This window comes from Burkholderia sp. IO2, assembly GCF_029522185.1.
In the GTDB taxonomy this organism is placed as follows: Bacteria; Pseudomonadota; Gammaproteobacteria; order Burkholderiales; family Burkholderiaceae; genus Burkholderia; species Burkholderia cenocepacia.
On the sequence record NZ_JAKWFH010000054.1, the window covers coordinates 1 to 12151 of the forward strand.

Annotated in this window: 9 protein-coding genes and 1 pseudogene; 4 read left to right on the forward strand and 6 right to left on the reverse strand. The window is 67.5% G+C overall.

Annotated features, from left to right (window positions below):
- Both MMB92_RS27805 and MMB92_RS27810 read right to left on the reverse strand, forming a co-directional pair.
- Positions 1 to 303 (reverse strand): annotated as a pseudogene (locus MMB92_RS27805) (hypothetical protein); the annotation flags it as partial.
- A 13-nt stretch (positions 304 to 316) separates the two neighbouring features.
- Positions 317 to 643, reverse strand: a complete 327-nt coding sequence (locus tag MMB92_RS27810) for a hypothetical protein (protein ID WP_048987733.1) — start codon at positions 641 to 643, stop codon at positions 317 to 319.
- Between the two features lie 469 nt (positions 644 to 1112).
- Between MMB92_RS27810 and MMB92_RS27815 the strand changes: the two genes are divergently transcribed.
- The 3 genes from MMB92_RS27815 to MMB92_RS27825 are packed head-to-tail and all read left to right on the forward strand — an operon-like array spanning position 1113 to position 3713.
- The gene (locus tag MMB92_RS27815; RefSeq protein ID WP_034203182.1) at positions 1113 to 2525 is read left to right on the forward strand and encodes a cytochrome ubiquinol oxidase subunit I; all 1413 of its coding nucleotides are present in this window, start codon (positions 1113 to 1115) and stop codon (positions 2523 to 2525) included.
- Positions 2526 to 2554: 29 nt separating this feature from the next.
- Positions 2555 to 3562: a cytochrome d ubiquinol oxidase subunit II gene (gene cydB, locus MMB92_RS27820; protein WP_006494372.1), complete on the forward strand. Its 1008-nt coding sequence runs from the start codon at positions 2555 to 2557 to the stop codon at positions 3560 to 3562.
- Positions 3534 to 3713: a hypothetical protein gene (locus MMB92_RS27825; RefSeq protein ID WP_034187692.1), complete on the forward strand. Its 180-nt coding sequence runs from the start codon at positions 3534 to 3536 to the stop codon at positions 3711 to 3713. Before cydB ends, MMB92_RS27825 begins: the two co-directional genes overlap by 29 nt.
- A 196-nt stretch (positions 3714 to 3909) precedes the next feature.
- On the opposite strand, the gene MMB92_RS27830 is transcribed toward MMB92_RS27825, so the two are convergent.
- Positions 3910 to 4104 (reverse strand): YqaE/Pmp3 family membrane protein, encoded by a 195-nt coding sequence (locus MMB92_RS27830; RefSeq protein WP_034203179.1) that lies wholly within the window; start codon positions 4102 to 4104, stop codon positions 3910 to 3912.
- A 179-nt stretch (positions 4105 to 4283) separates the two neighbouring features.
- Positions 4284 to 5960 carry an alkaline phosphatase family protein gene (locus MMB92_RS27835; protein WP_006487965.1) on the reverse strand — a complete coding sequence of 559 codons (1677 nt, stop codon included), beginning with the start codon at positions 5958 to 5960 and terminating at the stop codon, positions 4284 to 4286.
- Between the two features lie 251 nt (positions 5961 to 6211).
- Between MMB92_RS27835 and MMB92_RS27840 the strand changes: the two genes are divergently transcribed.
- A complete protein-coding gene (locus tag MMB92_RS27840) occupies positions 6212 to 6433 on the forward strand; it encodes a hypothetical protein (RefSeq protein ID WP_034203178.1) in 222 nt (73 codons plus the stop codon).
- 68 nt (positions 6434 to 6501) lie between these two features.
- Here the strand turns inward: MMB92_RS27840 and MMB92_RS27845 are convergent, their stop codons facing one another.
- Together MMB92_RS27845 and MMB92_RS27850 are read right to left on the reverse strand one after the other, a co-directional pair.
- The gene (locus MMB92_RS27845) at positions 6502 to 10323 is read right to left on the reverse strand and encodes a DUF748 domain-containing protein (protein ID WP_275524826.1); all 3822 of its coding nucleotides are present in this window, start codon (positions 10321 to 10323) and stop codon (positions 6502 to 6504) included.
- A 151-nt stretch (positions 10324 to 10474) separates the two neighbouring features.
- A complete protein-coding gene (locus tag MMB92_RS27850) occupies positions 10475 to 11911 on the reverse strand; it encodes a DUF1254 domain-containing protein (protein ID WP_006486342.1) in 1437 nt (478 codons plus the stop codon).
- Between the last annotated feature and the right edge of the window lie 240 nt (positions 11912 to 12151).

The following is a 12151-nucleotide window of genomic DNA, read 5'->3' on the forward strand; positions in this document are numbered from 1 at the left end:
CGCGCCGACCGCCGCGCCGGTGCCGCCGTTGAACGCGGCGCCGGCCGCCGCGCCGAGCGCGGTGCCGACGGCCGCGCTGCCGACCGCGCTCGCGGTCGACGCCTGCCCGGCGCTCACGCCGCCCGATTGCTGGAACGCATACTGCCGGCAACTGCCGTCGTCCGCGCGGAACTGGTCGAACGACTTGCCGGTGCCCGGCAGCGCCATCACGCTCGGCCCGCTCGGCAGGTAGGCGCACGCGCCGAGCAGCGCGGCCAGCGCCAGCACGGCCGGCACGCGCAGCGGTCGAAATACGGTGTTCATCGTCGCGCCTCCGTCATTGCGGCCGCGCCGGCACCGCGCGCCAGCCCGACTTGCAGGTCTTCACATGCGGGTAGTAATGCTTCGACGCGTCGCAGTAGTACCAGAGGTCCGCGTCGCCGTCGTCCTGCGGCTGCCCCTTCTCGACATACTCGGGCGGCGGCGGCGGAGCGACCGGCACCGCGACGACGGGCGGCGGGTAGTAGTACGGCGCAGGGACGACCGGGGCGTAATACGGGTAGCCGGGGCCGATATAGACTCCGACCCGGGCGGCATGCGCCACGCCGCCCGTCGCGACCGCGAGCGCGGCCGCCGCGCCCAGCGCGAGCTTCAATCCATTCACGTCACGTTCTCCGGCAGGCCGGTTCGGCGATCCGAACCCGGCATCCCGAACGCTACGCCGCACGCGCTCGGGGATCCATTACGGGCCGGCGCGCGAATGTTGCGCGACGTTACCCGTGTGACAGACGCCCCGCCCGTTCGAACGCTCGCGTTACGCGTTTAACGCATCGAAACCGATCGCCGTCCCGGCACACGGTTTTCGTCTGCGCAAAACCGTTCCGATGACGCGACGCGCCATATTGACGCATGTGCGTCAGACCGCCACGCCGCGACCGCGCGCGCCGCGAACGACGTTCTTGATACGAATCAACGATTTATCCCGAAATCGCGCGCGACGGACTGGACATCTGCGACGAGTTGGCGCATTTCGCGGTGCAACATCGCGGCACATACTCCAGCCAACCCCGACGCCTGTCCGCCGGGGTCCGCCGGCACCCGCCGGCGGGTATCGTCAGCCTCGGTCATCTGGTATGGACACCGCACTTTCGGCCCTCGATCTGGCCCGCCTGCAATTCGCGTTCACCGTCTCCTTTCACATCGTCTTTCCGGCGCTGAGCATCGGCCTCGCCAGCTTCATCGCCGTGCTCGAATATCGCTGGCTCAAGACCGGCAAGCAGTACTACAAAACGCTCTGCCTGTTCTGGTCGAAGATCTTCGCGGTCGCGTTCGGGATGGGCGTCGTGTCCGGCGTCGTGATGAGCTATCAGTTCGGCACCAACTGGTCGGGCTTCTCGAGCTTCGCCGGCGCCGTCACCGGCCCGCTGCTGATGTACGAGGTCATGACCGCGTTCTTCCTCGAAGCCGGCTTCCTCGGCATCATGCTGTTCGGCTGGAACCGCGTGAGCCCGCGCGCGCACTTCGGCGCGACGCTGATGGTCGCGATCGGCACGCTGATCTCGACGTTCTGGATCCTCGCGTCGAACAGCTGGATGCAGACGCCGCAAGGCTTCGAGATCGTCGACGGCCGCGTCGTGCCGACCGACTGGTTCGCGATCATCTTCAACCCGTCGTTCCCGTACCGCCTGTTCCACATGGCGATCGCCGCGTTCATCGTCGCCGCGCTGGTGGTGGCCGCGACGGGTGCGTGGCACCTGCTGAAGGGTCGCCGCGACAAGGGTGTGAAGAAGATGTTCTCGATGGCGCTGTGGCTGCTGCTCGTGCTCGCGCCGCTGCAGGCCGTGATCGGCGACCAGCACGGCATCAACACGCTGAAGCACCAGCCCGCGAAGATCGCCGCGATCGAAGGGCTGTGGGAAACCGAAAAGGGCGGCACCGCGCTCAACCTGTTCGGCATTCCGGACATGCAGGCGGAAACGACCCGCTACGCGGTGAAGGTGCCGCACCTCGGCAGCCTGATCCTCACGCACAGCTGGGACGGCGAGATCCGCGGGCTGAAGGACTTCCCGCCGGAAGACCGCCCGAATTCGACGGTCGTGTTCTGGAGCTTCCGGATCATGGTCGGCCTCGGCTTCGCGATGATCGGCCTCGCCGCGCTCGCCTGGCTGCTGCGTCGCCGCGGCCGCCTGTATGAATCGAAGGGGTTCCAGCGCTTCGCGCTCGCGATGGGCCCGACCGGCTTCGTGTCGCTGCTCGCGGGCTGGGTGACGACCGAAGCCGGCCGCCAGCCGTGGGTCGTGTATGGCGTGAAGCGCACTGCGGAGGCCGTGTCGCCGCTGTCGGTGCAGCAGGTCAGCCTGTCGATGATGACGTTCGTGATCGTGTACTTCCTCGTGTTCGGCACCGGCGTGTACTACATGCTGAAGCTGATGAAGGCCGGCCCCGCGCTGCCCGACATCAAGCACGACGACGAACCCGATACGCGCCCCGATCACACCGCGCGCCGCCCGATGTCGGCCGTCGACGAGCTGATCGAGACCGTCTGAGCCCACTCCTTTCGCTTACGAGAAAACCTATGGACGTCACCGTAATCTGGGCCGCGATCATCGCATTGGGGCTTTTCATGTACGTCGTGCTCGACGGCTTCGACCTCGGCATCGGCATCGTCTTCCCGTTCTTCCCGGACGAGAAGGAACGCGACCTGATGATGAACACGGTCGCGCCCGTGTGGGACGGCAACGAAACGTGGCTCGTGCTCGGCGGCGCCGGGCTGTTCGCGGTGTTCCCGGTCGTCTATTCGACCGTGCTGTCGGCGCTGTACCTGCCGCTGATCTTCATGCTGGTGTGCCTGATCTTCCGCGGCGTGTCGTTCGAGATCCGTGCGAAGGCGCGCCGCACGAAACAGCTGTGGGATCTCGCGTTCATCGGCGGCTCGGCCGGCGCGACGCTGTTCCAGGGCATCGCGCTCGGCGCGTTCCTGCAGGGCATCGACGTGAAGGACGGCGTGTATGCCGGCGGCGCGTTCGACTGGCTCACGCCGTTCAGCCTGCTGACCGGCCTCGGCCTGATCGTGACCTATGCGCTGCTCGGCTGCTGCTGGCTCGTCGCGAAGACCGAAGGCGACCTGCAGCGCCGCCTGCATCGCGTCGTGTGGCCGCTGACCGTCGTGCTGCTCGGCTTCATCGCGATCGTCAGCCTGTGGACGCCGCTGCAGGACCCGGCCATCGCGCAGCGCTGGTTCGATTCGGGGTTGTTCTGGCGCCTGCTGCCGGTGCCGTTCCTGGTCGCCGCGTGCGCGGCGTGGATGCGTCGCGCGGTGCGCGACCGGCACGACATGACGCCGTTCGTGCTCGCGCTGGCGCTGGTGCTGCTCGGCTACGTCGGCCTGCTCGTCACGCTGTTCCCGTATGCGATTCCGCAGACGATGACGATCTGGGAAGCGGCGGCGCCGCGTTCGAGCCAGACCTTCACGCTGGTCGGCGCAGCGGTTATCCTCCCGATCATCATCGCCTACACGACGATGGGTTACTGGGTATTCCGAGGCAAGGTGCGCCATGAAGACCAGCATTACTACCACCACTGATTCCGCCGATCGCCCACCCGAGGCGCCGCGGCCGAGGATGCGCGGCTGGATGTGGTTCGTCGTCCTGTGGGCGGGCGGCGTGATCGGCGCCGTCACGCTCGGCTATGCGTTCAAGATCTTCATGAACCTGACGCTGTTTGCGGTGAAGTAGGTAAAGCGGCCGCCCGGTCGAACGATGGACCGGGCGGCCGCTTTGTCATTGCGGCCGCAGCTTCGGCCAGATGCGTCGGGCATCCGCCATTTAGGCAGAAATCTATATAAATCACATCGTCGATGTGAATAAGAAGTATAGATTTTTACCGAAATACGAACCACGCGGCCGAATCACCCCACCGCGCACTGCGCGTCTACGGCCGCCCGCGCAGCGCCGCCTCGATCTTGCGATCGGTCTTGTACTGGCTCAACGCATACACCGACCAGATCGCGGCCGGCAACCAGCCGATGACCGTGAGTTGCAGGAGCAGGCAGATAATCCCGGCGATCGGGCGGCCGATCGTGAAGAACTGGAACCACGGAAGCAGCAGGGCAAGCAGCAGGCGCATGAGCGATCCTCTCGGTACGTCGTTGAACGGGTGATGCGCGACGAATATGCCGGTGCACGCGCCTGAATTCAAGCCATGCACCGGCATCGCGGCGCCATGATCCGCCCGGCGCCGCGTTCACCCCACTCAACTTCCGAAACGCCCGCGTCATGCCGCGGACGCACCGCCCTTCCCCACGCTCAACGCCCGATACCGAGCCCCGGCAGCACGCGCGTGTTCTCGGCCACGACCGCCTGCAGCAAGCGCGGGTCGGCGCCGAGCAGCGCGAGGATCGTCGGCGCGACCTGCTTCGTGCCGACGAGGTCGTTCACCGTGCGCGCACGATGAATGCCCGGATACGACACGAGCAGGCCGAGGTGGCTGTCGTCCGGCGCGTTGCCGCCGTGCTCCTCGTCCTTCTTCGTGCTCGACGTGTAGATCACGCCCGGATTCGGCTGGACGACGATGTCCGGCGTGCGGCCGTTGGCCGGATCGCCGAAGCGCTCGGCGAGCGCCGCGCCGTACAGCACGTATGCCTGCGGGCCGTCCGCGCAGATCCCCGGCGCGTTGCAGCCGAGGTTCGCCTTCAGCGTCTGCACGACGGCCGTGCGCTGGCTGCGGTCGCGCAGCCAGATCAGCCCGACGTCGTCGGTCTGCACGAAGCCCGTGCCGACCAGGCCCGAACCGTCGTTCAGGTTGCCCGTCGTCGTGTTGTTCTGGCCGAAGTTGCCGTTCGGGTCGAGGAAGTTGTTCGCTTCGAGCAGCTTCGTCAGCGTGTCGCCGTTCTTCACGAGCTTCGTGTGATCGCTCGGCGACTGGCCGTGCTTCGACGTGACGATCACGGCCGTCGACGAATACAGGTTCGCCTGCTTCAGCGCCGCGACGACATGGCCGATCGCGTCGTCGACATACGTGATCGCGTTCGCGACCTGCCCGTTCGGCGTGAAATCGGCGTCGAGATAGCCGCCGCCCTTCGCGACCGGCGCCTTCTGCGCGACGCTCAGCGTCTGGAAGTTCGCGCCGAACAGCGTCGGCACCGGTGCGGTCTTCGTGCCGGTCGAATCGCGGCCGCCGATCTGGTTGATCAGCGCCTGCACGTGCAGGTTGTCGAAGCGCGCGGTGTGCGAATAGACGTCGGTGTACGCGGTGTTGGTCGCCGGGTCGATCGAATTGATCTCGGTGCGCATCAGGTCGTCGACGCCGGTGCCCGACGGGCCGTTCAGCCAGTCGTAGCCCCACGCGTGCTTGTCGGCCCACGCGGTGCGCGCATTCGGCACGCCGGCCTTCACCGCCTCGAACACCGTGTTGGTCTTCACGTAGTTGTGCGGGTAGACCGGCACGCACTGGCCGTTGACCTTCGCATGCGGGATCGCCTGCGGATTGAACGCGCCGCCGCCGTCGAGGTGCACGAGCGCGCCGCCGTTCTGCGCATCGATGCCGGTCGTCTCGTCGAACACGACGTTCCAGCCCTGCTTGCCCGAGCACGTGGTGTCGCTCGGCGCGTACAGGTTGCGGTCGTACGACACGTCGTAGAACAGGCCGGCCGTCTTCGGCGAGCCGCCCGTCACGAGCGCGGCGAGGCCCGGGAACGAATCCGACAGGCCCGGCGTATACGCATTCGCATACGTCACACCGCTCTTCGCGAGCACCGCGATGTTCGGACACGTATTCGCGCCGATGCAGCGCGCGAGATCCTGTTCGTGCAGGCCGTCGATGCTCAGCAGCAGCACGTGCTTCACGACGCGGCTCGCCCGGCCGTTGTCCCCGCCCTGAGCGTTGCCGTCCTGTTGCGCCGCATGCACGCCCGCGCTGGCGAGCGCCAGCGCGCCCGCCACCATCGCCGCCATTTTCCGTTGCTTGATGAACCTGGAAATCATCACCCCACCTCACCGATTGATGTTGAACCACGTGACCTGCCTTCAGGCGCGCAAAATATCGCCGGATCGTGCGGCGCTCGGATGAAGCGGGGCTTTCTGTTCTCTGTCAAACGTAACCAATCGCAAATGACATCACGCGGTCGCAATCCGCGGCCCTCGCGTGCGCCGGCCCGTGCGGCGGGATTTTTTTTCGGGTTGGCCCGCGACTATTGGCGTGTGATAAAGGGTTTTCCCTGACCCGGAGCACGAGTATGTCGACCCTGGAAGCTCTCCGGTTCGTGCTGGACGATGCACGTACCCCTGAAATCATCCGTCATCACGTCGTCGACGCGCTGCAGTACGCGTTGCGCAACTACGGACCGGTGTTCACCGCGAAGGAAGTCGAATGGCTGACGCAGTGGGACGACGCGCGTCTGCCGCTGGCCGCGAGGAAGGAACTGGACAAGCGCGAACCGGCGATCGCCGGCCGCTGAAAAAAAGCCGCCGCGCCCGACGAATGCGGGCGCGGCGGCGGATGCGGGATGACGGACGGCGGTAACGCTTACTGCAGCCCGAAGTCGACGCGGGTCGTCGCGCCCTTGTCCGAGATGCCCTTCGCATCGAGCTTCGGCGCGACGACGAACATGCGGCTCGAATCGATCTTGCCGTCGAGGTACTGGCGCACGGCCTGCGCGCGCTGCTGCGCGAGCGCACGCAGCGCGTTGTCGTCGGCCGGCGCGTGATCGGCGAGCGCCTGCTTCATGTCCGCATCGGGCAGCGTCTTCTGCAGGCCCACCAGGTTGCGCGGCTTCTTGAAGTCGGCGGCCTTGTACGCGCGCGTCAGGTACTTCGAGTATTCGGCCTTGTCGACCTTCACCGACATCGGATCGACGCTCTCGCCCTGCCCGACCACGTCCTTCAGCTTCTGCTGGCGCACCAGCCGCTCGACGTACGCGTCACGCAGCCCCGGCGTGTCCTGCGCCGGATCGACGCGGCCGATCAGGTCGAGGCGGATCGACGGCTTCTCGGTCAGCATCTTCACGACCGTGTCGAGCTTCTTCTGCTGCGTGTCGGTCAGCGCATACGAGCCCGGCGCGAACTCGACGTAGCCGAGATCCTCGCCGCCTCCGCCGAACGCATTCGCGAGCAGCGTGAACGGCGACGTGACGGCCTTCGCGATCAGGTTCAGCACCGCATGCCAGATCAGCCCGCCGACGCTGAACTCCGGATTCGACAGCGAGCCCGACACCGGCAGGTTCACGTCGATCTGGCCGCGCGTGTTTTTCAGCAGCGAGATCGCCAGCTTCACCGGCAGCTTCGTCGCGGTGTCGTTTTCAACGTGATCGCCGAACGTGAGCTGGTCGATGAAGATGTGGTTGTTCGCCGACAGCTGGTCGTTCGCGAGCTGGTAGTGCAGGTCGACGTTGAGCTTGCCCTTCGTGATCGGATAGCCGGCGTACTTCGCCGAATACGGCGTGAGGTTGGTCAGCTCGATGTCGTGCGCGGTCGCCGTGAGGTCGAGCGCCGGCTTCTCGATCAGCGGGTTCACCGAGCCCTTGATCGAGATCGGCCCGTTGCCCGCGAGGTTCGCGGCGACGTCGACCGGCGCGGACGTCGTCGAATCCGTGCCGAACGCGCCGACCGTGCCCTTGATCGCGACGAGGTTCGCCGTGTAGTTCGGCTTGATGAAGTTGTCCGTGTACGTGACGCGGCCGTTCTGCAGCACCAGTTCGCCGAAGTGCATCCGCACCGGGTTCTGCGGCTGCGGCGCGGCCTTCACGACCACCGTCGCCGACGCGGCGGCCGGCACGGACGCCTGCTGCGCGGCCGCGGCCGATGCGGCCTGCGCGGCGGCCGGCGGCGTCACGCCCGGCGACAGCGGCACGGGCTCGCCCTTGCTCGCGTCGCGCGTGAGCGACTGCGCGGGGCCCGTCTCCTTCGCGACCACGTCCTTCAGGTTCAGCCGCCCCTGCGCATCGAGCAGCACGCGGCCGTAGAAGTTCGAGAACGTCACGCGCGCGGCGTCGACGTCGGTGCCCTTCTCGTCGTAGTTTGCCTTCAGGTTCGACAGCGCGAGCGAGCGCCAGCCGGCGAACGGGTCGGACGTCGCCTTGTCGAGCATCCGCACGTCGACCAGCGCGACGTCGCCGCGATAGGTCGCGCGCGGCGTGTCCTTCACCTGCGCGAACGTCAGGTTGCCCTGCGCGTTGAGCAGCGCGCTGGCGATCGTCGCGTTCAGCGCGCTGCCGAAGTACGGCTCGAACGCGGCCGCGTCGAGGCGGTTGCCGTTGATCTTCAGGCCGAGCTTCAGCGGCTGCGCGGTCACGTCACCCGTCACGTTCAGCGAGCCCTTGCGGTTCAGCGTCGCTTTCAGTTGCACGGGCAGCGGCTTCGTCAGGTCGTCGCTCACCTTCTGCACCGACAGCTCCAGCGGCTTGATCGCCAGCTTCACCGGACGCGGCGTCGACAGGTCGGTGAAGTTCGCGGACGCCTCCTTCACGTTCAGCGCGTCGATCCGGTAGTGCCACGACGGCGCGGCGGCCTGCGCCTTGCGCGCGACCGTGCGCTTCGGCACCGCCGCCTGCGCGGGTTCGGCGAGCGCCGCGAGGTCGATCTTGCCGTCCTTCAGGCGCTTCACGTCGAGCGCGAGCCCGCTTGCGTCGACGCTCGCGATCTCCGCGGTGCGCGCCGCAACGTCGACCTTCGCGATCTTCGCGCTCGCGTCGGGCAGCACGATCGCGGGCGCCTTGTTGTCCGGCGCGGCGATCTTCAGCGACTTCAGGCTGACCGTGCTGTCGGCGACTTCCGCGGCAAGCGGCGTCTTGCCCCAGTCGGTCTTCGCGTTGACGGTCGCGCCGAGCGTGCCGTCGAGCACGCGTGCGCGCGTCGCCTCGCCGAGGTACGGCTGCAGCGCCGGCAGCGCGAGCGCGGCGACCGTCAGCTTCGTGTCGGCCTGCTTCGCGGCGAGATTGAACGCGCCTTCGGCCGTCACGTCGCCGCCGCGCGACAGCGACGTCGACAGCGTGTATTTCGCGGGCGTCTTGCCCTGCAGCGAGAAACCGTCGAGCGTCGCGGCGAGCTTCGTCAGCGACATCGCGGTCGGCGTCGCCGGCACACGGTCGTCGACGTTGATCGTGCCGCCGTCGATCGCGACATGACGGATCGTCAGGTCGAGCGGCGGCGCTTCCTTCGCGGCGGCGCTACGTTCGGCCTTCGCGCCGCTGGCGGCGGCGACGGCGCCGGACGCACCGGATGCGGCGGCGACGGCCGACGCGGCCGGCTTGCCAGCCCCGGCCTCGACCTTCGGCGCGGCGGCCGGTTGCGCGACGAGCTTCTCGACGTTCAGCACGCCCTGCTTGTCGCGCGACAGGTCGACCACCGGCCGGTCGATCCGGATCTCGTCGAAGTGCATCGCGTTGCGCAGCGGCTCGAGGCCGGCCGCCGCGACGTGCACGCCGCGCGCGGCGAACAGCGGCGCCGACGCGCGGTCGGTCACCTTCGCGTCGTTCAGGTCGACGGTGCCCGACACGCGCAGCGCCGGCGTCTCGCCGCTCATCACGAAATTGACCGTGAGGTTGCTGCTGAGCAGGCCGCTCGTCACGGCCACCGGCAGCTTCGCCGGCACGTACGAGATCAGCTTCGGCACGTCGAGGCGGTCGAACTTCAGCGCGATCTCCGATTCGCGCGACTGCGCGAACGGCTTGGTCTTGCCGTCGATCGAGATCGGGCTGCCGTCGAAGCGCGCGCGCAGCTTCGGCTCGACGAAGATGTCGGTCTTCGAGGCGAGCGTCGCGATGTACGGGATGCCGAGCGTCCAGTTGTCGACCACGTGCTTTTCGTTCAGCAGGCGATCGTCGAAATCGATCCGGCCGTCGTTGACCTGGATGTTCGACACCGAGAATTGCGTCGGCTTGCTGTCGGGCTTCGGCGTCGGCGACGAGAACTTCTCGATCAGGTCGGTGAAATTGAAGCGCTGCGCATCGTAGCGGACGATGTGAAAGCGCGGCGAGTCGAGTCGGACCTCGTTGACGATCGGCGCGCCGCGCAACAGCGACGACCACGACGGCCGCACGACCAGCTTGCCGATGTCGATGAAATCGCCCTGGCCGCCGCGCTCGCCGAGGTGGATGCCGTCGGCTTCGAGGTTCAGCGTGTACGGGTTCAGCGCGATGCGCTGGATCGTGGCCGGCCGGTCGAGCTGCTTGCTCAACTGCTGTTCGGCGACATGGCGGATCAGCGGCGGCGCCGCGAAGAAGCCGAGCAGTCCGAATAAAACGACGAAGATCAGCACGCCGATGCCGATACGCCGGGTGCGGCGCGAGCGTGCAACGCCGCCGAGGGCATGGAGGGTCGAGGGTACGGTTTCTTTGTCTGCGCTTGCCATGCTTGAATGCCTCGGGAATGGATGCCGGGCCGCACCGGATAACCGGGCGGCCGCGCACGCTATCCCGAAAGTATAGGCTCAGGAGGTGACGGTACGGAGGTCGGGCGCCGCCGCAGCGCCCGCCGGTCGGACAACGGCGACGGTCAACCGTTCATTTCCGGACGATGACGGGCGGCATCCAGGACCCGTCGCTCGCCTGCGGCTTCGGCGCGTACAGGCGCAACGCGAGCGCGAAATCGGTACGCGGCGCCGGCAGCCAGTTGGCCGCATGCGTGCCGCCCGGCGACGCCGACACGACGATGTCGATCGAGCCGTCATGGTTGCGGCGCAGCCGGTCGCGATCGCCGAGCGAGCGGCGCGCCGACCCGACGTCGGGCAGCGCGCCGTTGGTCGTGTACGGCGTGAGCGTCCAGAATGCGCGCACCGGCGGCAGCGCGCCCGGCGCGAAATGCAATACGTAGCGGTTCGCGCCGTTCAGCGGATGGCCATCGCTGTCGACGCGGGCGACCGCGAGCGTCTCGTCGTCGCGCGTCGCGGTGCCGAACTGCGTGTAGGCCGCGTACGCGCGCAGTGCGTAGTCCTGGCCGTACTTGCCGGCCGTATCGCCGATCCAGCTCCAGCCGTTCGCGTTCAGCAGGTTCGACGGCGCCGCCGCGAGCCGCGCGCGCGCCTCGGCGACGCCGGCCGTCGCGGCCGTCAGACGGTCGCCCGTCCACAGCACCGGGTAGCCGGCCGTCACGCCGATGTCGGCGAGCGATTCCTGCGCGTGCGCGTCGTCGGCCGGCGCCGGATTGTCCTGCAGCGCCCGCGCGAAGCGCGTGAAGAACGCCTTCGGGTCGAGCGCGGCGACCTGCTCGGCCGGCGTGCCGCCCCCCACCGCCTCGGACGGCGCGCTGCCCGCATGGACCGCGACCGACGCACCGCGCTCGGCGCCGGTGTACACCGACAGCGGCACCACGCGGATCGCGCGCTGCAGCTTCTTCACGTTCGTCAGGTCGCGCCCGCCGCTCGTCTGCAACCGCACTTCGAGCCACGCATTGGCGGACGGCACGTCGACACGCAGCACGCCCTTCGGCAACGTGCCTTGCCAGTCCTTCGCGGCGAAGGCAATCGTTTGCGATCGGCCGGCACCACGGGGGCCGCGTGCGGCGACGCTCGACGACGACCACAGCACGTTGGTCCACATGTCGAGCGCACGCGCGTCCCAGTAGCGGCCGCGCGTGTCGGGCAGCGTGACGATCACGGGTTCGGCGGCGACATCGAGCCAGCCGGTCGAGTCGAGCGTGTCGACGCCCGGCAGCGGCGGGTTGACCGCGCCGACGGGCGGCAGCGCCTGCGCGTGGCGCAGCGTGTTGAGCGGCGCCTGCCCCGGTTGCGCGCCGTCGCCGCCCGTCGCAGCTTCCTTCGCGACGTCCATCAGCACGAGCGGATACGCATAGATATAGGAGTCGGCAACTTCCGCCCGCATCCAGCCGGTTTTCCGCTGGATCGCGTCCGGTTGCGACGCGCATCCTGCAAGCAACGCCGCAATGGCCAGCGACGCGCACGCGCGTCGCAGAGAAACTGATTCTCGCTGGTTTTCAATCATCGATTACTGGCCGAATATCGTTCTTTTCAGTCAACGCCCTGTTCGTCTCGCGAACGGCTAAAACAGGGCACCCCAGCGTACCCGGATGACCGTTTCGCTACGTTTCGTAACGGTGGGCGCTGATGTCAGGCCGGTATCATAGCGCCTAAGGGCATCCCCCAATATGCCGAATAACGGGTAAAACGGTAGTCGAACTATCAACGAATCTGAAATATTGCACAGGATTCGACAAAAATCTGA

Excerpts from the sequence above, each read along its gene's own strand:
- MMB92_RS27815 (WP_034203182.1), top strand. The coding sequence starts at position 1,113 with ATGGACACCGCACTTTCGGCCCTCGATCTGGCCCGCCTGCAATTCGCG.
- cydB (WP_006494372.1), top strand. The coding sequence starts at position 2,555 with ATGGACGTCACCGTAATCTGGGCCGCGATCATCGCATTGGGGCTTTTC.
- MMB92_RS27825 (WP_034187692.1), top strand. The coding sequence starts at position 3,534 with ATGAAGACCAGCATTACTACCACCACTGATTCCGCCGATCGCCCACCC.
- MMB92_RS27830 (WP_034203179.1), bottom strand. The coding sequence starts at position 4,104 with ATGCGCCTGCTGCTTGCCCTGCTGCTTCCGTGGTTCCAGTTCTTCACG.
- MMB92_RS27835 (WP_006487965.1), bottom strand. The coding sequence starts at position 5,960 with ATGATTTCCAGGTTCATCAAGCAACGGAAAATGGCGGCGATGGTGGCG.
- MMB92_RS27840 (WP_034203178.1), top strand. The coding sequence starts at position 6,212 with ATGTCGACCCTGGAAGCTCTCCGGTTCGTGCTGGACGATGCACGTACC.
- MMB92_RS27845 (WP_275524826.1), bottom strand. The coding sequence starts at position 10,323 with ATGGCAAGCGCAGACAAAGAAACCGTACCCTCGACCCTCCATGCCCTC.
- MMB92_RS27850 (WP_006486342.1), bottom strand. The coding sequence starts at position 11,911 with ATGATTGAAAACCAGCGAGAATCAGTTTCTCTGCGACGCGCGTGCGCG.